The sequence below is a fragment of the Arcobacter arenosus genome, assembly GCF_005771535.1.
In the GTDB taxonomy this organism is placed as follows: domain Bacteria; phylum Campylobacterota; class Campylobacteria; order Campylobacterales; family Arcobacteraceae; genus Halarcobacter; species Halarcobacter arenosus.
Genome location: NZ_VANU01000004.1, coordinates 221958 through 244208, shown reverse-complemented (window position 1 = coordinate 244208; position 22251 = coordinate 221958). Strand labels below are relative to the sequence as shown.

Annotated in this window: 22 protein-coding genes; 7 read left to right on the top strand and 15 right to left on the bottom strand. The window is 27.7% G+C overall.

What is annotated here, in order from left to right; all coding sequences use genetic code 11:
* The first annotated feature begins 11 nt into the window (after window positions 1-11).
* On the top strand, window positions 12-2147 hold the full coding sequence (locus FDK22_RS10415; protein WP_138152901.1) for an acetate--CoA ligase family protein: 2136 nt from the start codon (window positions 12-14) through the stop codon (window positions 2145-2147).
* Between the two features lie 73 nt (window positions 2148-2220).
* A complete protein-coding gene (locus FDK22_RS10410) occupies window positions 2221-3378 on the top strand; it encodes a Bcr/CflA family efflux MFS transporter (RefSeq protein WP_138152900.1) in 1158 nt (385 codons plus the stop codon).
* Between the two features lie 7 nt (window positions 3379-3385).
* Here the strand turns inward: FDK22_RS10410 and FDK22_RS10405 are convergent, their stop codons facing one another.
* Entirely contained in the window at window positions 3386-3817 is a 432-nt protein-coding gene (locus FDK22_RS10405; RefSeq protein ID WP_138152899.1) for a hotdog fold thioesterase, read from the bottom strand.
* Window positions 3818-3944: 127 nt separating this feature from the next.
* Between FDK22_RS10405 and FDK22_RS10400 the strand changes: the two genes are divergently transcribed.
* Both FDK22_RS10400 and FDK22_RS10395 read left to right on the top strand, forming a co-directional pair.
* Window positions 3945-4796 carry a DMT family transporter gene (locus FDK22_RS10400; protein WP_138152898.1) on the top strand — a complete coding sequence of 284 codons (852 nt, stop codon included), beginning with the start codon at window positions 3945-3947 and terminating at the stop codon, window positions 4794-4796.
* Entirely contained in the window at window positions 4777-5595 is an 819-nt protein-coding gene (locus FDK22_RS10395; RefSeq protein WP_138152897.1) for an IclR family transcriptional regulator domain-containing protein, read from the top strand. The genes FDK22_RS10400 and FDK22_RS10395 overlap by 20 nt, the downstream gene beginning before the upstream one ends.
* Before the next feature lie 34 nt (window positions 5596-5629).
* Here the strand turns inward: FDK22_RS10395 and FDK22_RS10390 are convergent, their stop codons facing one another.
* Together FDK22_RS10390 and FDK22_RS10385 are read right to left on the bottom strand one after the other, a co-directional pair.
* Window positions 5630-6649: an aldo/keto reductase gene (locus FDK22_RS10390; RefSeq protein ID WP_138152896.1), complete on the bottom strand. Its 1020-nt coding sequence runs from the start codon at window positions 6647-6649 to the stop codon at window positions 5630-5632.
* A gap of 18 nt (window positions 6650-6667) precedes the next feature.
* Window positions 6668-7810, bottom strand: a complete 1143-nt coding sequence (locus FDK22_RS10385; RefSeq protein WP_138152895.1) for a multidrug effflux MFS transporter — start codon at window positions 7808-7810, stop codon at window positions 6668-6670.
* Between the two features lie 283 nt (window positions 7811-8093).
* On the opposite strand from FDK22_RS10385, the gene FDK22_RS10380 reads away from it, so the two are divergent.
* Window positions 8094-9986 carry an NAD(+) synthase gene (locus FDK22_RS10380; protein ID WP_138152894.1) on the top strand — a complete coding sequence of 631 codons (1893 nt, stop codon included), beginning with the start codon at window positions 8094-8096 and terminating at the stop codon, window positions 9984-9986.
* Window position 9987: 1 nt separating this feature from the next.
* Window positions 9988-10323 (top strand): cytochrome C, encoded by a 336-nt coding sequence (locus FDK22_RS10375; protein ID WP_171012972.1) that lies wholly within the window; start codon window positions 9988-9990, stop codon window positions 10321-10323.
* A gap of 17 nt (window positions 10324-10340) precedes the next feature.
* Here FDK22_RS10375 and FDK22_RS10370 read toward each other — a convergent pair whose 3' ends face one another.
* The 6 genes from FDK22_RS10370 to FDK22_RS10345 form a co-directional block, all read right to left on the bottom strand.
* The gene (locus FDK22_RS10370) at window positions 10341-11384 is read right to left on the bottom strand and encodes a zinc-binding metallopeptidase family protein (protein ID WP_138152893.1); all 1044 of its coding nucleotides are present in this window, start codon (window positions 11382-11384) and stop codon (window positions 10341-10343) included.
* A gap of 8 nt (window positions 11385-11392) precedes the next feature.
* Window positions 11393-12439, bottom strand: coding sequence for a succinylglutamate desuccinylase/aspartoacylase family protein (locus tag FDK22_RS10365; protein WP_138152892.1), 1047 nt, complete (start codon window positions 12437-12439; stop codon window positions 11393-11395).
* A 3-nt stretch (window positions 12440-12442) separates the two neighbouring features.
* Window positions 12443-13387 carry a 30S ribosomal protein S6--L-glutamate ligase gene (rimK, locus tag FDK22_RS10360; protein WP_138152891.1) on the bottom strand — a complete coding sequence of 315 codons (945 nt, stop codon included), beginning with the start codon at window positions 13385-13387 and terminating at the stop codon, window positions 12443-12445.
* Complete coding sequence (locus FDK22_RS10355) at window positions 13381-13827, bottom strand: ATP-dependent zinc protease family protein (RefSeq protein WP_138152890.1); 447 nt, start codon at window positions 13825-13827, stop codon at window positions 13381-13383. Before FDK22_RS10355 ends, rimK begins: the two co-directional genes overlap by 7 nt.
* 25 nt (window positions 13828-13852) lie before the next feature.
* Window positions 13853-14572 (bottom strand): glucosaminidase domain-containing protein, encoded by a 720-nt coding sequence (locus FDK22_RS10350; RefSeq protein ID WP_138152889.1) that lies wholly within the window; start codon window positions 14570-14572, stop codon window positions 13853-13855.
* A gap of 94 nt (window positions 14573-14666) precedes the next feature.
* Entirely contained in the window at window positions 14667-16937 is a 2271-nt protein-coding gene (locus FDK22_RS10345) for a glutamine--tRNA ligase/YqeY domain fusion protein (RefSeq protein WP_138152888.1), read from the bottom strand.
* A gap of 352 nt (window positions 16938-17289) precedes the next feature.
* Here FDK22_RS10345 and FDK22_RS10340 point away from each other — a divergent pair, with 352 nt between their 5' ends.
* Window positions 17290-17784, top strand: a complete 495-nt coding sequence (locus FDK22_RS10340) for a hypothetical protein (RefSeq protein ID WP_138152887.1) — start codon at window positions 17290-17292, stop codon at window positions 17782-17784.
* 8 nt (window positions 17785-17792) lie between these two features.
* Here FDK22_RS10340 and FDK22_RS10335 read toward each other — a convergent pair whose 3' ends face one another.
* The 6 genes from FDK22_RS10335 to FDK22_RS10310 all read right to left on the bottom strand — a co-directional run bounded on the left by FDK22_RS10335 (window position 17793) and on the right by FDK22_RS10310 (window position 22185).
* A complete protein-coding gene (locus FDK22_RS10335; RefSeq protein ID WP_138152886.1) occupies window positions 17793-18242 on the bottom strand; it encodes a hypothetical protein in 450 nt (149 codons plus the stop codon).
* Between the two features lie 311 nt (window positions 18243-18553).
* On the bottom strand, window positions 18554-18883 hold the full coding sequence (locus tag FDK22_RS10330) for a hypothetical protein (protein ID WP_138152885.1): 330 nt from the start codon (window positions 18881-18883) through the stop codon (window positions 18554-18556).
* Window positions 18884-18970: 87 nt separating this feature from the next.
* Window positions 18971-19540 (bottom strand): methyltransferase domain-containing protein, encoded by a 570-nt coding sequence (locus FDK22_RS10325; protein ID WP_171012971.1) that lies wholly within the window; start codon window positions 19538-19540, stop codon window positions 18971-18973.
* Window positions 19541-19544: 4 nt separating this feature from the next.
* The gene (locus FDK22_RS10320) at window positions 19545-20294 is read right to left on the bottom strand and encodes a TIGR03915 family putative DNA repair protein (protein WP_138152883.1); all 750 of its coding nucleotides are present in this window, start codon (window positions 20292-20294) and stop codon (window positions 19545-19547) included.
* Window positions 20291-21532: a putative DNA modification/repair radical SAM protein gene (locus tag FDK22_RS10315; RefSeq protein WP_138152882.1), complete on the bottom strand. Its 1242-nt coding sequence runs from the start codon at window positions 21530-21532 to the stop codon at window positions 20291-20293. The genes FDK22_RS10320 and FDK22_RS10315 overlap by 4 nt, the downstream gene beginning before the upstream one ends.
* 56 nt (window positions 21533-21588) lie before the next feature.
* A complete protein-coding gene (locus FDK22_RS10310; protein WP_138152881.1) occupies window positions 21589-22185 on the bottom strand; it encodes a pyridoxamine 5'-phosphate oxidase family protein in 597 nt (198 codons plus the stop codon).
* Window positions 22186-22251 lie beyond the last annotated feature (66 nt).

Here is a 22251-nt window from a genome sequence, read left to right as displayed (position 1 = left end):
AGGTTTTTAAATTGAATAAAGCAATAAGAAGAACTAATGAAGAGACAGTTGAATCTATCTCTTCATTATTGAATCCAAAATCAGTTGTAATCTTAGGAGCCTCTGCAAAACCTGGTTCTAGTGCAAGAAATATTATTAAAACTTTAAAACTAAATGGTTATAAAGGGGAGATAAATTTACTTGGTAGAAATAGTGGAGATATTGATGGAATTGAGATTAAGACAAGTCTTAATGATTTACCAAAAGGTATCGACTTAGGAATTTTAGCAATCCCTGCAGCAAGTGTTTATGATGCAATAGTTGATTTAAAATCTATTGATGTTAAAACCGTTGTTTGTATGAGTGCTGGTTTTGCAGAATTAGGTGAGGAAGGTCACGCTTTACAAGATAAAATTGGTAAATATGCCTATGAAAATAACATAAGATTAGTTGGACCAAATTGCATTGGTTATTTTAATTATGTTAACAATTTTCATCTTGTATTGATTGATTTACCAAAACAAGTTCCTTTTGATAAAAATGGTTCAAAAGGGGTTGCAATTATTACTCAAAGTGGTGGAATTGGTTTATTTATTGGTCAATCATTAGGTAAAAGAGCAGTTCCTACAAGTTATTCTGTAACAATTGGAAATCAAGCAGATATTGAGTTATCTGATTTAATTGATTTTTTTATTGAAGATGAATACACAGGGGCAATTGCAATTTATGCAGAAGAGATTAAAAATCCACAAAACCTACTAAATGCAGTTAAAAGAGCAAATGCAGTTAATAAAAATGTAATTTTAATGCATTCAGGAAGAAGTGAAGCTTCAAGAAGTATTACTCAATCACATACAGGTTCTTTAACAGGTGATTATACTCTAATGGAAACAAAACTTCTTAATGCTGGGGTTGCTATGGTTAATTCATTAGATGAATTAATCACTTTGAGTGAGTTACTACTTAGGTTTCCAAAACCTGTAAGTGGAGAAGTTGGTTTATTAACACACTCAGGTGCAGTTTGTGCAATTGCAACTGATCAATTTGAAGATTGTAATTTAGTTATGGCTGCATTATCAAGTGATATTGAAGAAAAACTAAAAGAGATTATCCCTGAGTATTTACCTGCTAGAAATCCTTTTGATGTAGGTGTTGAAGCTGCACGAGATCCAGAGCTTGTGGGAAAGGGATTAGACCTTTTATTAACTGAACCTAAAATTGGGTCTACCTTAGTTGTTTTACCAACTGACCAAGATATTGGTACAAAAAGTATATTTTTAAATGGTTTTATTGATAGTATGAAAAAACATCCAGAAAAACCTGCTATTTATGTACCTTTAGATGAATCAAATATTTATGAACCTGAATTTATGACACTTGCTCGAGATAATGGTGTAGTATTAGGTAAATCAATGGAAAGTGCAGTAAAAGCCTTATCAAATGTTGACAAACTTTGTAGAAATAAATCTAAACAAAGAAGGGAAAATGAAATTATCAAAATTGATATGATTTCACAACTTGATTCAGGAAATGTACCTGAATATAAGTCAAAAGAGATTTTAGCAAAACTTGATATTCCTATTCCAAAGGGTGCTTTAGCAAAAGATGAAAATGAAGCTATAAAAATTGCAAATGAATTATCATACCCCGTGGTTTTAAAAGCACAATCAGCAAAACTAGCTCATAAAACTGATGCTGGTGGAGTTGTGTTAAATATTAAAAGTGATGATGAATTAAAAATTGCTTTTAATAAGATGATGACAGATATTGAAGCTATAGGTATAAAATTAGATGGTATTTTAATTGAAGGTATGGCTCAAATGGGTCCTGAAATTGTAATTGGTGCAAGAAGAGATGAACAATGGGGACCAGTTGTTTTAGTTGGACTTGGTGGAATTTGGATTGAAATTTTAAAAGATGTTTGTTTAATTACTCCTGATTTGGGAGTTGATGCAATAGTTGATGAAATTTCATCTTTAAAATCAGCAGCATTATTAAAAGGTGCAAGGGGTGCCGAAGTTGTAGATATTAAAGCAATTGCTCAAACAGTAACTAAAATTGCTGATTTAATTGTATCAAATGAAAGAATTTCTGAAGTAGAGATTAATCCTTTAGTTGCAAAAGCTGAAGGTGTTTTTGCCCTTGATGCACTTGTTGTATTAGATTAAAAAAATAGGAATATCCTTTGAAAATGAATCAGTCATTTAAAGGTATTCCTATAAATCCTAAAAGTTTTTAATTTTGAAAAAATTAACTAATCATATCTATTTAGCTATATTATTAGCTCTTTTAGCTTCATTAGGTCCAATGGGAATTGATACATATATCCCCTCTATTCCAGATATTTCATCTTCTTTTAATGTATCTATCGAAAAAGTAGAATTATCTATAGCTATTTTTTTAATTGGTTTATCTGTTGGGCAAATTTTTGGTGGAGTGATTTCAGATAGGTTTGGAAGAAGAAGTAGTTCTATTTATGGTTTAATAGGATTTTCTTTTTTTAGTTTCTTAATTATATTTAGTCATTCAATTTATGAAATCTGGATATATAGATTTTTTGAGGCATTTTGTGGGGGTATTGTTTTAGTAAATGCTTCTGCTGTTGTTAGGGATAAATTTAAAGGTAATGAAGCTGCAAAAGTCTTTTCAATAATTGGTACAGTTAGAAGTGTAGCTCCTTTAATAGCTCCAGCTATTGGTGCTTTTATAATCCATTTCTTCCCATGGGAAGCAGTTTTTATATTTTTAACAGTATATCCTCTTATAATTTTGTTTATTGTTCAAAAATATTTAGATAATACAAAAAGTGATGAAAAACAAAATATTTTGAATTCATTTTATTTGGTTTTATCTAATAAAAAAGCTATGATTTCTATGTTTGTATTGGGGTTAAGTTTTTCGGGTATATTTGTTTTTATTTCAAAAGCTTCTTTTATTTATATTGAATCATTTAATATTTCAACAGATTTATTCCCTTTATATTTTAGTTCTCATTTTGTAGCATTAATGGTATTTACAAAATTTAATATTACTTTATTGAAACATTTTGAGATTATAAAAATCATGAAAATAACACTTTTAATCCAAGTTTTTATTTGTATACTTTTTTTATTAAATTATAAAGATATAACTTTAATAGAAACAATGATTTATCTAATAATTTATACTGGTCTAATGGGTTTTATTTTTGGTAACTCTTTGGCTCTTGCAATGAACTCTTTTTCAAAAAATGCAGGGGTTGCTTCTTCGGTTGCAGGTGTTCTTCAATTTGGAATGGCCTCTTTAGTTTCTGCAATTGTATTAAGTTTTAAAAGTGAAGATTTTTTTATTTTAGCAATAAGTATTTTAGTTTTAACCTTAGCTTCTTTTTTTATATTAGGAAAGTATAAAGAGAATTAAATTCTCCTTATATTTGTTCTTTTATCACAGCAAGAGTAATTCTTCCCGCACAACAAAGTTTATTGGTATCATTTTCATAAATTTTAACTTCCCATACATGTGTTGTTTTCCCTATGTGTAAAGGTGTTGCAACTCCTCTTACATAGTTTCCTTTTTTTACACCTGCAATATGGTTTGCATTTATTTCTATTCCAACAATACCATCATTAATAGGAGCCGCTAAATACCCTGCAAAACTTCCTAATGTTTCAATCATTAAAGCCGATGCTCCACCATGTAAAATACCTTTTGGTTGGCAAGTTTTTTCATTAACTGGCATTTGACCTTCTAAGCTATTTTCTGTCAATTTAGTAATTACAATTTCTAAATTTTCAGTGGCTGTATTTTTACTAGATTCATTTATCTCTTCTAGTGTAAATTTTTTTTTCCATATTTCCATTTGTAACCTTTTTTATAAATACGAACGATTGTGCGTAATAATAACATATTAAGTAAAAAATTAATATAATTCCTAAAATATAAAAGGTTTCTCAGTGCTTAAACAAATAAATCAAGGCGTATTATTTATGTTAATATCTTCAATTTGTTTAGCTTTAATGAGTGCAATGGCTAAAGTTTTAGCGGAAAGTTTACCCACAATTGAGATAGTTTTTTTTAGAAATTTTATTGGTATTTGTATTGTATTATTAACATTTTTCAAATCACCTTTAAAACAAACAGGGGGAAAGCCTTTATTACTTTTTTTTAGAGCATTTATTGGTTTAATTGCTATGTTGAGTTTTTTCTATAATATTGCAAATATATCTTTAGCAGATGCTGTTACATATTCTAGAATGTCTCCTATTTTTACTGCAATTTTTGCAATGTGGTTTTTAAAAGAAAAAATTGGAGGAAGAGGGTGGCTAGCAATATTACTAGGATTTAGTGGTATGTTTATGGTTATGAATCCAGATGGAATGGTTTTTGAAAAATCACATATATTTGGTATTTTAAATGCAGTATGTGCGGCTTTAGCATTTACAAGTATTAGAGAATTAAGAAAATATTATGATACCAGAGTGATTGTTTTAAGTTTTATGGGAATAGGTTCAATTGTTCCCTTGGCTTCTATGTTATTATCAATAAATTATCATAGTGAATTTTTTGATTTTATGATGGGAGAGTTTGTACTACCAAACACTTTTCAATGGATTTTGATTGGTGGAATTGGATTTACCGCATCAGTAGGACAAATATATATGACTAAGGCATATGGAGTTACTAGAGCAGGTATTGTAGGTGCTACAGGTTATTCAGTAATCATATTTTCATTAATTATTGGACTTATTTTAGGTGATGATTTTCCAAGCTATTTGGGAATCATAGGAATTTTAGCTATTATTTCAGGAGGAATTTTAATTGCCAAGGAAAAAAAATAAACTTATGACTTCAAAAGTAGAAAATGAAATTGACAATAAAGAGATAGTTACAGCTTTTATTAAAGGTCTTAGTGTGATAAAAGCTTTTGATCACGAAAATACAAATATGACCCTTTCTGATGTTGCAAAGAAAGTTGATATTACAAGAGCAAGTGCGAGAAGACTTCTATTAACTTTAGAATCTTTAGGTTATGTTTCTCACACTGATAACTTTTTTTCTTTAACTCCAAAAGTAATAGAGTTGGGATATAGTTATTTTGCTTCTTTACCATGGACAGATATTGCATATAAAAATATTAAAAGAGTAGTTGATGAGTGTACCTTATCATGTTCTATTTCTATTTTAGATGGACAAAATGTTATTTGTATTATGAGAGTACCTGCTACAAGAATCTTAAATGAGGGTATTCATGTTGGTTCTAGACTTCCAGCAGCATATACAGCAACGGGAAGATTATTTATGTCTCATATGGAAGAAAAAGAACTTTATAATTATCTATTAAAATTACCTTACAAAGAATATACATCAAAGAGTATTAAAGACCCTGATTCTTTATATAAAAAATTATTAGCTGAAAAAAATCAAGGTTATCAAATTGTTGAAGAAGAGATTGAAGATGGTCTTCTTTCTATTGCTGCACCAATTTACAATAGAGAAAATAAGATGATTGGGGCGATGAATATAGGTTCCCATCTAAGTTACAAAAATACAGAAACATTAAAGAAAAAGGTATTGCCTCTTTTAATTGAAGCTGCAAAAGAAACATCTGAAGCTATTAAATTACTTCAACACTATTAAAAAAAGATAGCTTTTAAGCTATCCTTTTTATTGTTTATCCCATAGGGTATAAAATCTCTTGTTGTACTTTTTTACAAGCGTCCATTATCTCATCACTTAATGTAAGTTCTAATGCTGGTAAAATATCATCTAATTGTTCGGCAGTTCTAACCCCAATAATTGTACTAGCTACAAAATCCCATTGTTTACTCCAAGCCGCAGCTAAAGTTGTAATATTTATATCGTGTTCTTTTGCAATTTGCATATATTTTTCAGTTGTACTTAGAGTTTTTTCATTTATAAATCTATTTCTCATAGCGTCTAATCTTGGAATATTTAAAGATTTGTATTCATTAAATCTAGAACCTTTAGGTAAAGTTCCATCTTGATATTTCCCCGTTAAAACTCCTCCTGCAAGTGGTGAATATGGTAAAAGTGAAATTTTTTCTTTTCTACAAACATGTGCTAATTCATCAAAAAATCTAGGCTCATTTAATGAGAAGTTATTTTGAATAGATTGAAATCTAGCTAGTTTATTGTATTTTGAAATCTCATTTGCTTTTGTTAGCCCATATGCTGAGTCATTACTTGTTCCTATATATCTAACTTTTCCAGCTTTAACTAATCTATCCATGGCTTCCATTGATTCTTCTAATGGTACAACTGTATCTGGCCAGTGAACTTGATAAAGGTCAATATAATCAGTTTTTAGTCTTTTTAAAGTTCCCTCAATTCCTCTTTCAATATGAAATCTATCAATAGCAGTTAATCCATGCCTAACAGGAGCTGCAAATCTTCCATTTGCTGCACCTGCAACCTTAGTTGCTACAATTAAAGATTCTCTGGGTTTACTTTTCATCCATTCACCCATAATCTCCTCTGATAAACCAACTAAATCAGCCCTTGGAGGTACAGGATACATCTCTGCATTATCAAAGAAGTTAATACCTGCGTCATATGCTTTATCCATGATTTTAAAAGCTTCTTCTTTTGTTGCCATTCTTCCAAAGGTCATTGTTCCTAAACAAATTGGAGTAACTCTAAGTCCACTTGTTCCTATATATCTATATTCCATTTTTATCCTTTCTTTGATTTAATATTTTTTTAGTACTAAAAATGCAACACTTGAAATTATCAACATTCCAAATGCTACAGAAATTAAGCTATTTGAGTGAAAACTGACAATTATAGATGAGATAATTGAAGCAGTTCCATATTGTAAAACTCCAATTAAAGCAGAAGCTACTCCTGCATTATGAGGAAAGTTTTCCATAATAAGTGCTGTTGCATTTCCATAAATCAAACCATTCATTGAGATATAACTTACAATAAAAAATATCACTAAAATAAATCCTATATAATCATTTAAAATTAAAAATAAAAATGCAAGTATAATCTGTGATAAAACAGCAAATTGAAGTATTTTCTTTGCTTTGAAATAATTTAAAAATTTGACATTAAGTGCAGCGATTAACATAAAAAATACAAAATTGAGGCCTTGAAAAAAAGCAAATTGATTTACACTTAAGCCTAAGTATTCAATGTATATAAATGAAGATTTAGTGACAATAGAAAACATACTAGAAAACCCAAGGGCAAGTACAAACATCATTGTCATCGCTTTTTTATTGGATAAGACGATTAAATATGATTGAATAATATTTTTTTTAGAGTAAGTATATGTTTCTTTGAAATCTTTAAAAATTAAAAAAGCAACAAATGCTGAATAAAGTCCTAAAAAGATAAATATTTTCTCCCAAGTAAAGAAAAATAATATTAATGCTCCTAAAGCAGGAGCTAACATAGGTACTATCGTTCTTAAACTTCCTAAAATTGAGAAATATTTAGCTGCTTCTTTCCCCGAATATAAATCTCTAATAATTGCAGCAGCATTAACTATAATTAATCCACCAAAAAATGCTTCGAAAAATCTATATATCCATAATTCATAAACTGATGTTGAAGATGTAATTAAAAAACTGAAAATTGAGTAACCTAAAAGACCAACAAGTGAAGATAGTTTTCTACCTTTTGCATCTGAAAATGGTCCTCCAAAAATTTGTCCTATTGAAAATCCAAACATAAAAATAGATAAACTTAATTCTATATCAGAGATATTAACCTTATAGTGTTCAGCCATTATAGGCATTGAAGGAAGATAAGTTGCAATAGAAATAGGTGCTATAGCTGAAAGTATTGATAAGATAATAATCAGATAAGACTTATTGTTGTTCATTTATATCCTTAGCTTTTAGAGATTAGGATTGCAAAAGATTTAATAACCACAAGAAAACTATAAGAAGCAACCCTAAAATCAAAAGTTAATGGGAAATATACTTAATATAATTTAAGGAGTACAATAAAATAACTTCCACTAACTTTATACGAACAAATGTTCGAATAATATTATATATAATAAAGATTAATGATTTCTTAAAGTTAAAACCTACGCTTTTACGTTAATTAAAATAACAAAGGCTATAATCATATTTATAAAATAAAAAAAAAGAGTAATTAAAATGTATGGTTTTTATAGAATTGCCGCAAGTGTACCAAAGGTTCAAATTGCAAACAGTGGTAAAAATATTGAAGAGATTATTGATATTTTTAAACAAGAATCAGAAAATGAAACTTCAATTGTACTTTTCCCTGAACTATGTATTACAGGATATACAGTAGGTGATCTTTTTTTAAATCAAAACTTACTTGAATCACAAAATAATGCTTTAGAAAAATTAGTAAAAAAATCTATTGGTATTTCAACTATTGCAATTGTGGGAATAGTTGTTTCATTTGAACATAGACTATATAATTGTGCGGCAGTTATTCAAAATGGAAAAATCTTAGGAATAGTTCCAAAAAGTTATCTTCCAAATAAAAATGAGTTTTATGAAAAAAGATATTTTCAATCGGGTCTTCGTCTAAAATTAAAGACATTAAAATTACTTTCTCAAGAGATTCCTTTTGGGGTTGATTTATTATTTTCTGATGAAAATGATATTACCTTTGGAATAGAAGTATGTGAAGATTTATGGTCAATTTTACCCCCAAGTAATCAAATGGCAATAAATGGTGCAAATATGATTTTCAATCTATCAGCTTCAAATGAACTGGTTGGAAAATCTTCATATAGACAAGAATTAGTAAAAACCCAAAGTGCAAGATTAGTTTGTGCTTATATTTATAGTTCAAGTGGAGTAGGGGAATCAAGTAGTGATACTATTTTTAGTGGGGATGCCCTAATTTGTGAATATGGTTCGATTTTAGCTAAAAGTCAAAGATTTTGTTTGGAAAATCAAACAATTAGAGCTGATGTTGATTTAGAAAAACTTATTTGGTTACGAAACCATGAGTCTTATTTTGGAGATAGTATTCCAAGTGATGTTAGAATAATAAAATTTGAATCAACAGTTAGAATATCTAAACTAAATAGATTTATAGATAAACATCCTTTTGTGCCAAGTGATGAAAAGATTAAAAAAGAGGTTTGTGAAGAGATTACAAATATTCAAGCTCACGGTTTAATCAAAAGATTAACTCACATAAACTCAAAAAAAGTTGTGATAGGTATCTCTGGTGGATTAGATTCAACTTTAGCACTACTTGCTACATATAAAGCTTTTGAGATATTAAATCTTGATGTTAAAGGTATTATCGCTATTACTATGCCTGGCTTTGGTACAACTAGTAGAACAAAATCAAATGCAATAAAACTCTGTGAAGCTTTAGGTGTAACAATTAAAGAGATACCAATTAGTGAAGTTTCTTTAAAAGAGTTTGAAGCAATAGGTCATGATAAAGATATCCATGATGTTACATACGAAAATGTTCAAGCAAGGGCTAGAACATCTATTTTGATGAATTTAGCAAACAAAGAGGGTGGAATCGTTATTGGAACTGGAGATTTAAGTGAAATTGCTCTTGGATGGTGTACTTACAATGGAGATCATATGAGTATGTACTCACTTAATAGTGGGATTCCTAAAACTTTAATTTCATATTTAGTTGAATATTTTACTTATAAGCAAGAGATAAAAGAGGTTTTAACTGACATTTTAAATACTCCAATTTCACCTGAACTTTTACCCCATGATAGTGATAAAATATCACAAGAAACAGAAACTATAATTGGACCATATGAATTGCATGATTTTTTCTTATACCATTTTATAAGATATGGTGCAAAACCTGAAAAGATTTTATTTTTAGCCTCTCAAGCTTTTGATGAGTATTCAAAAGAAGAGATAAAAAAATGGTTTGATATTTTTGTAAAAAGGTTTTTTACTCAACAATTTAAAAGAAATGCAATACCTGATGGTGTAAAGGTGGGAACTATTAGTTTAAGTCCTAGAGCAGATTGGAGAATGCCAAGTGATGCAAGTTTTCAAGAGTGGATTAAAGTTTTAGATTGATATGAAATATTTTTTAATATTAACTCTTATTTTTACAAGTAGTTTTTGTAACTACAATGAATTACTCTTTAATGGTAATTGTATAACTTGTCATAGTGTTGATAATTTAAATAAATCTGCACCTACAATTCAAGAGGTAAAACAAAGATATATAGAAGCTTTTCCACTAAAAAAAGATTTTGTAGAGTATATGAGTAATTGGGTTTTAAAACCAGATGCAAATACTTCATTGATGATGGATGCAATAGAAAAATATGAACTTATGCCAGAACTAGCTTTTGACAAAAGAACATTAAAAGAGATATCTGAATTTATTTATGAAAATGACTTTAAATAAAAAAGTCTAAAAGAGGTTTATAAATTATAAACCTTTTTTAGTACTTCAATAAATAATTTGATTGATTTTTTATTAGCTGTTTCATTTGAAGTATGATAACCAATTGTTGGAATTTGTAAGGTTGTACCTTGTACACTTCCTTTAGAGGCTTTTATTATTCTTCCAAGCTCTGTAATCCCAAGTTTAGCTTTTGTATTATTTGGGTTATTTTGATTGTGTAAACTTTTTAAATACTCATCTTTATAGTGATATTTAATCCCTCTTTCAATAGCTATTCTTTTAATTTTTTGTTTTAGGGGAGATTTGAAATATCCATTTTGATCTCTATTTCTTAATACAATATCTAAAAGGTCAATCTCTTCTTTTGTTTTATATGGACTTGTATCTAAAACCAATAGTTCATTTGTACTTAAATCATATTTTTTAAAATAATCAAGTAGATAAATCCAACTCATTCCAGCTTCTTCACTTGCTGTAAAAAATGCAGTTCCTTGGTATCCTTTTTGGTAAAGATATAATATACATGCAACACTAATTGTATTATCTAATTGAGCATAAATAGTATCTTCTTTGATAGAAAGTTTATCCATAAATGCAATTGGCGTTCCTGGATGAATATGACTTAAGCCATCTATTTTAAAGATAATATTTTCTCTTCTTTCACAAAGATAAGTTTCTTTAATCGTTCCCATTCCCATATAACTACCACTATATGGCTCATAAGCTTGAACTTTTTCATCCACAAATCTTTTTGTAAAGTTTTTTAATAATTCATCTGCTTGTATTGATTGTTCTTTTATATTTGTTTGGTTTTTAGCTAAAAATGCAGCATATTGGAACTCATTTTTCCCTGTACAAATAAGTCCATGTCTATCAGCATGGGCTGATAAATATCCAGATTCTGGATTTGAACCTTTTGCAACTAATAAACCATCATAAAATTCAACTTCTAATTCTAGTTCTTCCAATTCCCTTTTTAAATATATAAGAAAAGGGTGCTCTGCACCAACTACACTTGGAACTCTAAGTAGCTGTTTTAAAATATCATAAAATTGAGTCAATAATTTTCCTATTCAATCATTTGTTCTTCATTAAGTTCTTGAAACTCACTTCTTTCAATAACCTCTTCACTAAAATATTCTATTTTATTCTCAGCTTTTTCTAGGTCATTGAATTGCGCAATATGAAATGTTGCATCACCTTCTTGCACAAGTGGAAGTTCACTTCTTCCAATAATAATTCCATCAAAAGGAGCTATAACTGTATCTCCTTCATCCTCTAAAGGTTCATTTATATATGCAATAATCTCACCTTTTTCAACTGTATCACCTAATGATTTTACAGAACGTAATAAACCACTTTGTGTTGCCCTTGTCCAAGTTGATTTTTTTGCTATTACAGGTATTCTGATTTTACTTTTTTTACTTGATTGTGCAAGCATTTCCATTTTTCTTAGAACATTTACAATACCTTTTACACCAATTCTAATACTTGTTTCATCAAATCTTAGTGCTTCTCCTGCCTCATAAAGTAAAATGGGTTTACCTTTCTCCATTGCTTGAGATCTTAGTGATCCATCCCTTAACGCAGAGTGTAACACTACAGGTGCTTCAAAAGCTTTTGCTAAATCATAGGTAAATTCATTTTTGATATCTGTTCTAACTTGTGGTAAATTTGATCTATGTATTGCTCCTGTATGCAAATCAATACCTAAATCTGAATTTAATACAATCTCTTTAAAAAATATTCTTGCTATTCTTCCTGCTAGTGAACCCGACTCATTTCCAGGAAATGATCTATTTAAATCTCTTCTATCAGGTAAATATCTTGATAGGGTTACTAAGCCATAAACATTAACAACAGGGACTAGTATTAATGTCCCCCTTAATCTTTTTAAGATATTTAGTTTTTTTAATCTTCTAATTATTTCAATTCCATTAATTTCATCACCATGGATAGCAGCACTTACAAAAACTGTAGGTCCACTTCTTCTTCCTCTGATGACATTAACTCTCAAAGTTGATGGGGTATTATATAAACTAGGTAATTCAATATCAATATTTTTGTTTTCACCTTTTTTTATCTCTTCTCCACCAATAATTAGTACATCATCCAATATTTATACTCCAATATTATCTTTTTTAGCTTTTCTTGTTGTTTTTTTAACAATTTCATTGTTTTCATTTCTTGTTGTTACATTTTTTTCAATGTAGTCCATAACTTTACTGGCAATATCAAGTTGTGTAGCTTTTTCAATACCCTCTAATCCAGGAGAAGAGTTTACTTCCATAACAAGTGGACCTCTTTTTGATGGAATCATATCAACTCCGCAAACTCCTAATCCCATAGCTTTTGCTGCTGCTAGGGCAGTAGATTTTTCTTTTCTTGTCAGTTTATGAATTTTTGCAGTACCACCTTGGTGTAAGTTTGACCTAAAATCGCCCTCTGCACCTTGTCTTTTCATAGCTCCTACAACTTCACCATCAACAACAAACGCTCTAATATCAGCTCCTCCTGCTTCTTCAATAAACTCTTGAACTAATAAGTTAACTTCCATTCCATAAAAGGCATCAAGAACTGATTTAGCCGCTTTTTCGCTATCAACCAAAACAACTCCAACCCCTTGAGTTCCTTCTAAAATTTTTAAAACTAATGGTGCACCACCACTTAATTCAATAACGTCTTTTGCACTAGATTTATTTGATGCAAATACAGTTTTTGGCATATCTACACCTCTTTTTGAAAGAACTTGTAAACTTCTAAGTTTATCTCTACTTCTATTTATTGCTAAACTTCCTGAAGTTGAAAATACATCCATAACCTCAAAGTGCCTTACAATAGCAGTTCCATAAAAAGTTCTGCTTGCACCAATTCTAGGGATTATTGCATCTGGCTTTGGTAGAGATTTCCCTTTATAATTAATATATAATTCACCTTTCATAATCTCAATAGAGCATTTTAAAAAATCTATAACTTCAATTCTCCAACCTCTTTGTACTCCTGCTTCAACAAGTCTTTTTGTTGAATAAAGATTTTCATTTCTAGATAATACGTAAACTAACAAGATTCTTCCTTTATTTTTGTCGTTTGTTCTGATAAATATTCTTCTGACACATCAACTAAGCATTTCCCATCTAGAAACTTTCTTCCAATAAGCATTGGAAATTTCATATCTTGTCTATTTGTTAATGAAATCACACTTTCATAAGTTTTGTTAAAAAATTCCACTTCAACCTTTATTGATGGTCTTATTTGTAGTTGACCATTTGAACTCTTTACTTTTTTCATTTTATATATAGGATAAGTCATCGTTTTACCATGATAAGAAGGATGTACTTCGTCAAGTAGACAAAATGTAACTAAGTTATTTTCTTTATCAATTTTTATATTATCACAGTGTAAAGCATTTGAATCTGCTCCAGTATCAACTTTTGCGTCAAGATCAAAAAGTTCTAAACTAATTATAGAAATTTTTTCTTTTTTACCTACAATTATTTTATTCAATTAAAGTCCTTATTTTTAAACAAATTTACCCTAATATTTTATCATATTTATGGAAGTTATTATACTTAATCACTGATATAATTTTTTCTATATACTCTTCACCTTCTTCTGAGTACCTATCTAGTTTTTTTACAATTTGAAAAATATCAGTGTTAAAATAATTTTCTTTTTTAAACTCAAAATATATTTTTTTTGTTGAAAGCATATTGAAATATTGACTTACAGCTGCTTCAATACTATCAAATTTTTTTAGGTAAATAGTTTCCTCTTCTCTTTTTACATTTGCGGCTATTCTTGGTTCATTTTTATTAAAAGACCATACCCCAAAAATATTATTAGCTTCTTTAAAAAATCTTGATGTTCCCCAAGCACTTTCAATTGCTGCTTGTGCTAAGGCAATGCTTATAGGATGGGGTTTTAAAACTATCAAAAGTTCTTCATTTGAATCTAAATTGTATTTATTTTTTAGTTCAATAAGTTTTTCATCTTCAGAATTAATTTCAATTAAATTTTTTATTTTTAGATACTCTTCATATCTTTGATTATAAACTTTTGTGATAACTGGAACAAAAATTTTTTTAAATTTTTCCTTTTTATCTGAACTTTTTACAACAATTTTTTTTGGTTCTTCTTTTTTTATTTCTATCTTTGGTTTTTGTTTATTAATTTGTGTATATGAAAGATAAATAACAAAAAGAAAAATTGAAAAAATTATTGATTTTTCTTTTAATCCAACTTTATTCATAACTATTCCTATGTTTTTATTTATATATTATATTTGAAAATAGTAAAATTTTTATGAAGTAAAAGAAAAGCTAAAATAGCTTTTCTTTATTATTTTAAGAGTTTAATTGTTTAGTAACTAGTTCATTTACAATTTTAGGATTTGCTTTTCCTTGAGTTGCTTTTATAACCTGACCAACAAAAAATCCAAAAAGTTTTTGGTTACCATCTTTATATTTTTCAACATTTTCTGGGTTTTTTTCAATCACTTCATCAATAATTGGAATTAAAATTTCTGGATTACTAATTTGTACAAGACCTTTCTCTTTTACTATTTTTGATGGAGTCTCACCTGTTTTTACCATCTCTTCAAAAACTTGTTTTGCAATTTTTGTAGAGATAGTTTCTTCATCTATCATTTTTACAAGTTCAGCTATTTCTGTTGCACTAAACTTTAATTCATCTACATCTTTTTCTTTTAATTCCTTTGCAATATCATTTGCAACAATATTTGCTAGGGTAACAGGACTATTTATTAAAAGTAAACCCTCTTCAAAGAAAAATGATAGATTTTCATCCCTTGCTAAAATATTTGATACCTCATTATTTAGTTCAAGTTCACTTGTATACATAGTAAATAAAGCATGTTGTTCACTAGTCATTGCTTGAGCTTCACCATGGACAATCTCTTTTTTTACTACTTCTTGTTTCTTTTCAATTTCTTCTTTTGGTTTTTCTTGTGTTTTTGTTTTTTTAGCCCAAGAGTCTTTAAGTCCAACTATTTTATTAAATACAGGTATTTCATCACTGTAATCAATTGGGTCAGCATAAAAATAACCTTGTCTTTCAAATTGAAATCTTTCATCAACTTTGTCTGTAATAACCGCTGGCTCAATTAATGCATCTTTGATTATTGACAATGAATTTGGATTTAAATCTTCTAAACCTTCAGGAGCTTCATTTTTATATAATCTATCATAAAGTCTTACTTCGATTTTTTTACAATTATTTGCATCTACCCATTGTATAGCACTTTTTACTTTTATACCACTTGTATCATTTCCACTTTTAGAGTTTGGATTATAAAGAGCCTTAATCTCAATTATTTTTCCATTTTCATCTTTTATAATCTCTTCACAAGTTATGATATAAGCATGTCTTAGTCTAACTGCTTGATTTGGAGTTAATCTATTATAACCTTTTACTGGATTTTCAGAAAAATCTTCTCTTTCTATATATACAACATTTGAAAAAGGAATTTTTCTTGAACCCTCTTTGGGTACATCATGGGGATAATATGAAGCTTCAATATCTTCACTTCCTTCATAATTAGTTATAGTAACTTTTATAGGGTCTAATACACACATAACTCTAGGTGCTTTAGTATTTAAATCATCTCTAATACAAAACTCTAATTGTGAAACATCAACCATCGAGTTTGCTTTTGCAATACCTATTTGATCGCAGAAATTGATTATAGAATCTTTAGTATATCCTCTTCTTTTTAATCCTGCAATTGTAGGCATTCTTGGGTCATCCCATCCACTAACATAGTTACCATTTACAAGTTCAAGAAGTTTTCTTTTACTCATAACTGTGTAGTTAATTCCAAGTCTAGCAAATTCATGTTGATAGGGTCTTGGTGGAGTAAGGTTTAATTCATTTAAAACCCAATCATAAATATCTCTATTATTTTCGAATTCTAAAGTACAAATAGAGTGTGTTACACCTTCTATATAATCACTTAAACAGTGTGCAAAATCATACATAGGATATATACACCATTGGTTTTGTGTTCTAAAGTGGTGGGCATGTCTAATTCTATATAAAAGTGGATCTCTCATTTTCATATTCGAAGCTGACATATCAATTTTTGCTCTTAATACATGTTCTCCATCTTTAAATTCACCATTTTTCATTCTTTCAAAAAGGTCTAAATTTTCTTCTATCGTTCTTGAAGCAAATTCACTTCTTTTCCCTGCTTGTGTAACTGTACCTCTAAACTCTTTCATTTGTTCTTCAGTAATACTATCCACATAGGCTTTTCCCATTTTAATTAATTCAACTGCATATTCATAAATTTTTGGGAAATAATCTGATGTATATTTAACTTCATCTTTATATTCAAAGCCAAGCCATTCAACTGCATCTTTTAATGCTTCAACATATTTAGTATCTTCTGTTGTTGGGTTTGTATCATCCATCCTAAGATTACAAAAACCATTATAGTCCCTTGCAATACCAAAGTTGATACAAATAGATTTAGCGTGTCCAATATGTGGAAAACCATTAGGTTCAGGGGGAAATCTTGTAATAACCTCTTGATATTTATTTTCTTTTAAATCTTCTTCAACAATAACACGTAAGAAATCTTTATGTTCACTCATTTTTAATTAACCTTTGATTAATAACTATTTTAAGGTGAATATTTTATCTAAATAGTACTTATATGATGTATTTTTCACCTTTTAAGATTTATATTCTTAATTAATAAATTTATGTTTTTTTTCATAATAGATTCAGAAAAATTAAGTATCATTGCGATTTAAATAAATCTACTAAAACTTGCAGTTACTTAATAAAAAAGAAATAATTGATAATTTTTTTTACGCCAAAAAATAGGAAATATTCAAATTTATAATTTTTTAATAAGTTTTTGTAAGATTTAATCAATATTTAATGAAAATTGTATTAGTTTATACTAAGTTTAAGAAATGAATAAAATATAAAGGAGAGAAAATGGATAATCTATCAAATATAAAATTAGAAAACTTATCATTGGAAGAAAGATATAGATATGATAATGAAGATTTTACAAAGGAAGATAAAGAGTTAATCTTATTTTTTATTACATCTATTTTATCTTCAATAATTGTTTTTTACATAAATAAAGAACTAATTCAAATAAATACATTTTTAAATTTTTTACTTTTTTGTGTAGTTTTTTTAACGATAAATATTAAATATTTTATCTATTCAATTAAAAATTCAAATTTTTTAAACAAAAGTTTTTTTGTTTTTAAATATCTAAGGGTGAATTTTAAACATTCAGTTAAAAAAGATTATGTAAAAAAAGCTTTTAAATATCTTTTTTTAAGATTTGTATTTTCATTTATATTTATCTTAATAGCACCATTTGCTATTGTTATTCCAAGTGTTATTAGAAAGTTTGTGAAAAACATAAAATATATAAAACATTTTAATCTTTATCATAAAATGACACTTCTGTTTTAATTATATTATTAAATAAAACAACTATTTATTTGTGTGTCATTTATAATATTGTTAAAATACTCATATGTTTTTTGGTAATTTATTTCAAAGTTGTATTTCATTTTATCATTAAAGTATGAGTTTTCTTCTATATCTTTCATTCTTTGTTTGTAATAGAAATCTTTGTTTAATAAATCTTTATCATTTTCAACGAAATCTTTTAAAGCATCTTTCATTGCAAGTTTTCTAATTGATTCCTCAATATCTTTTTCATTTTTAGAATTTTTAATTATCTCTTGTATTTTATTAATTGATATTTCTAGGTTTTTAAAAAGATTTAATTCTTGTATTTTTCCAACTGTTTCATTTAAATCTAAAAAAGTTTCATGTACAAAATTACCTAAAGAAATATGATAATATAATTGATATTTTGTAATAGCATCAACAATTTTTATTTTTTTTAAATTTAAATTATTCATAAATATTCCTTCTAAATATTTTTATATAATTAGCACTATAAATTACTAGGTGCTAATTTTTACTAGCAGTAATCTAAAAAATGAGTGCTAAATTCATTTTGAGGTTTTACTGCTAGCATACTATATTTATTAGTTTAATTTCTCCAACCTCAGTATCTACCTCCTTGAATACAAAAAAGTTTTTACTTTAGTGAAATAAACTAAAGTTATTAGAATTTTAGATATTAAGAACTTAAAAAACAATAAAAATTAGCACTTAATATATTAAAGTGCTAATTGATACAGTTTGATAACTTAGATTTTTTTAGAATTTAATTGATAGTTTCTATATTAACTAGTTCAATATGAGAACACTCTTTTTTTACCAGCTTTCTTGAAGTTGCGTCCTCTTCAGCCAATGAGATTAAGTCAGGGAAATCATCTTTATTAACTTCAAATTGGTATAACTCTTTTTTTGTTTCTATTTTTATTATTGAATCTAGATTTTTAGTGTTTATGTCAATATTTCTAATCCCTTTAGAAAATTCGTTTTTTATTGACTTTGAGATTTTTTCATTTTCAAGTAGTTTTTCTAATGTTATTTCCAAATTAAAATCATTTTTACAAACTATCTTGTACGTTACAATAATTTTGCCATCCATTTTCATACCTTTTGTGTTTTTTTTATATTAACAAAATTCAAAACAAATCTTTAAAAGTATTACAAATTGCAAATTTAAAATATGTTATTATAGTTTTTTTGCGATTATTGCTTGTTTTCTCATTTTATATAATTCGTGTTTTTCATTGAAATATTCATCATATTTTATTATTTCAAAATCAGAAAAAATCTCTTTTAATTCATTTTCTTTGAGTAAAAATAGTGGATTTGAAGGTGGCTTTTCATTTTCTTTATGATTCATATAAGTTTCTATTACAATAATTCCATCTTTTTTTAAAGCTTCTTTTAAATTTGGGAAAATCTTTCTATCTAGGTAATTTGTTTGTACAATTAAATCAAAACTATTTTTTTCTATGTCAAAGTTTTCTAAATCTTTTTGGATAGCAGTTAAGTTTTTTATATTTTGTTTTTTTAGATGATTAATTGCAACTTCTGAGATATCAAAAGCTTCAACCTCAAATCTATTTTCTGCAAGAAAAATAGAGTTTCTACCTGTTCCACAAGCTATTTCTAAAGCTTTTTTACCTCTTGTATATTGTATTGCCTCAACTACTTTTGGACTAGGTGTCCTATCTTTCATAAGTCTTGGAGTTTCATTATATTTTTTATCCCATTTTTCTTTGTCTTTTTGTGCCATATTTCTACTTTTTGTTTTTTGAAATTGTATCAAATTCATTCATATATGTTCTATAAATTAACGGAACATAATTTTTTTGGCATTTGATATTTTTTCTACTTTCAATGGAAACAGCCTCAAAAAATGTTTTCCAAAGTTTGTCAAATTTTTCTTCATTTGAAGATATGTTAGGAGATTCAAAGGAAGCTACATTTTGAATACCTAGATAAGATTCATTTTTAATAAAGGCAATTTTTCTATCTAAGTCATGGATGATAAATTTTTGATTGTTAAATCTTTTAAAGAAATGGCGTCCTAAAAAATATATTACATTAAATTTTGATTCAATTTTAGAATATAAGGTTCCATCATCTAGTTCTTGAAATCTAGCAAAGGCATACATCTTATGAATATGCTTTCCTAACTCTTTTTGTAAATCTTGTAAATACATTACATTTTCATCATTTATATTAAATAGTTGGTTTTTATCTTTAAATCCCAAGATAATATAGTTTAATAAATAAAGTTCAAACTCTTTTGAGTCACACATAAATGTATTTCGAATAGTATCAAAGGCTTTTTTAGGAAACTTGTTTTTTATAGCATCTAATACTTTTAAAGCTTTTTGTTCTTCTGTTTCAATATGTTTTATCTCTTCTAAAATCAAAACCTGTGGTACTTGTCTACAGATTTTATTTGGATTTAGTTTCTCATAATACACATCATAAACTAAGCTTAGAAAACCTTCAAAACTTCCATCATAAACTAGAATCATAATTCACCTGTAATAGGACTATATTGTAAATCAAATAGACTTGGTTGTTGAATTTTTTTAGGGCTTGGTTTGATTAGTGCAGTTCTTATTCTATCATCCTCGAAGGGGATTTCCTTTTGGTATTTTCCTTTACATGTAATAAAATATTTTGCTCTTTTTAGTGAGATTTTTAATTTCTTTAAATCATCGAAATCTAAAGATTTAAATTTTCTTGCTTTTAGAATTTTAAATACACCCCTTACTCCTATCCCTGGGATTCGAAGAAGTTCCTCTTTTGATACAGAATTTATTTCCATTGGAAAATATTTTAGATTGTGTAATGCCCAAGATGTTTTAGGATCAACTTCTTCATCTAAATTTGGAAATTCATCACTTACAATCTCATCATAGGTAAAATCATAAAATCTCAAGAGCCAATCTGCTTGATAAAGTCTATGTTCCCTTAAAAGTGGTGGCTTATTTATAATTGCAGGTAAATTTTTATCATCATTTACTGGAATATATGCACTATAATAAACCCTTTTTAGTAGTGCTTTATCATACATAACTGAACTTAGTTTTAAAATATCTTTGTCAGTTTCAGGTGTTGCCCCAACAATTAGTTGAGTACTCATTCCTATTGGTTTGATATCTTTTTCAAGGGAGATATCTCTAGCATATTTTAGTGGTTGAAGTACAGATTCTCTTGTTTTATTTGGGGCTAGAAGTTTTAAAGATTTATCACTTGGAAGTTCTATATTTGAACTAACTCTATTGGCTAAATTTACAACTTGCTCTATTAATTTTTCATCTGCTCCGGGAATAAGTTTTACATGAATATAGCCATTAAATTTATACTCATCTCTTAATATTTTTAAAACTCTTAGGATTAAAATTGTTGTATGGTCTTCATTGTCAATTATCCCCGAACTTAAAAACAAACCCTCAATATAATTTCTTTTATAAAAGTTTATTGTGATATCAGCTAATTCTCTTGGACTAAAAGCAGTTCTTTTAATATCATTTGATTTTCTATTTATACAATAAGCACAATCATAGATACAAAAGTTAGTTAGTAGAACTTTTAAAAGTGAAACACATCTTCCATCTGCTGTATAGGTATGACATATTCCACTTTTATGGGTTGTTCCAAGTTCTCCTGTTTTGTAGTTACTATCACTTCCACTTGAACTACATGAAACATCATATTTTGCACTATCTGCTAGTATTTGCATTTTTTCATAAATATCTTTTCTCATAAAGATATTCTACACTAGAAAAAAACTTAGGGTCAATTTTATTACAATTTGCAATACTACTTTTTATAAAGTTCAATAAGTTCTAGTGTTTCTAAATCTTTTTTTGTTCCCCTTTGTTTTAAATGACTTACAACTCTTTTATATCTCTCTTCATTGAAATTTTGACCAAGTTTGAATTTTGCAGTAGTGTTAGTTGGAATTAATTTATAAACACAAGTTGCATTAATGGCTTTTTTATACATCTCATTATTTAGTGGAATATATTTTCCCTCTTTTTGAAGTTTTTGCATTAACATCTCTAGGGCATTAGCTTTTTGATTGTAATCTTCAAGTACTTTTATTTGACCATTAATTATTACAGATTTAAATAGATGTGTTGCAGGACAAGCATCACCTTTATCACTACTAAAATAAGATGGTAATAATGAATAATCTTCAACCATACAAAAAGATGCATAAGTATTATCTTTTATAATATCCATTTTTTTACCTTTCTTTGCTCCATGAAAATATATCTCATTTTCAAATTCTACAAAATTTAAAGGAATAGAGTAGGGTTTATTATCAAAACATAAACAGAGTGTTCCAAAGGAACTATTGTTTAAAACCTCTAATATTTGTTCTTTATTAGTTATTTCAAATGCTTTTTTCATTAATAATCCTTTTTTGCTTTTTTTGTATTATAATTGTAAATTGTATATATTACAAGATACAGATTA

Coding starts and splice junctions, on each gene's coding strand:
- FDK22_RS10380 (WP_138152894.1), top strand. CDS start 8,094: ATGTATGGTTTTTATAGAATTGCCGCAAGTGTACCAAAGGTTCAAATT.
- FDK22_RS10335 (WP_138152886.1), bottom strand. CDS start 18,242: ATGAATAATTTAAATTTAAAAAAAATAAAAATTGTTGATGCTATTACA.
- FDK22_RS10405 (WP_138152899.1), bottom strand. CDS start 3,817: ATGGAAATATGGAAAAAAAAATTTACACTAGAAGAGATAAATGAATCT.
- FDK22_RS10345 (WP_138152888.1), bottom strand. CDS start 16,937: ATGAGTGAACATAAAGATTTCTTACGTGTTATTGTTGAAGAAGATTTA.
- FDK22_RS10400 (WP_138152898.1), top strand. CDS start 3,945: ATGTTAATATCTTCAATTTGTTTAGCTTTAATGAGTGCAATGGCTAAA.
- FDK22_RS10325 (WP_171012971.1), bottom strand. CDS start 19,540: ATGGCACAAAAAGACAAAGAAAAATGGGATAAAAAATATAATGAAACT.
- FDK22_RS10340 (WP_138152887.1), top strand. CDS start 17,290: ATGGATAATCTATCAAATATAAAATTAGAAAACTTATCATTGGAAGAA.
- FDK22_RS10330 (WP_138152885.1), bottom strand. CDS start 18,883: ATGGATGGCAAAATTATTGTAACGTACAAGATAGTTTGTAAAAATGAT.
- FDK22_RS10310 (WP_138152881.1), bottom strand. CDS start 22,185: ATGAAAAAAGCATTTGAAATAACTAATAAAGAACAAATATTAGAGGTT.
- FDK22_RS10375 (WP_171012972.1), top strand. CDS start 9,988: ATGAAATATTTTTTAATATTAACTCTTATTTTTACAAGTAGTTTTTGT.
- FDK22_RS10315 (WP_138152882.1), bottom strand. CDS start 21,532: ATGAGAAAAGATATTTATGAAAAAATGCAAATACTAGCAGATAGTGCA.
- FDK22_RS10350 (WP_138152889.1), bottom strand. CDS start 14,572: ATGAATAAAGTTGGATTAAAAGAAAAATCAATAATTTTTTCAATTTTT.
- FDK22_RS10390 (WP_138152896.1), bottom strand. CDS start 6,649: ATGGAATATAGATATATAGGAACAAGTGGACTTAGAGTTACTCCAATT.
- FDK22_RS10385 (WP_138152895.1), bottom strand. CDS start 7,810: ATGAACAACAATAAGTCTTATCTGATTATTATCTTATCAATACTTTCA.
- FDK22_RS10320 (WP_138152883.1), bottom strand. CDS start 20,294: ATGATTCTAGTTTATGATGGAAGTTTTGAAGGTTTTCTAAGCTTAGTT.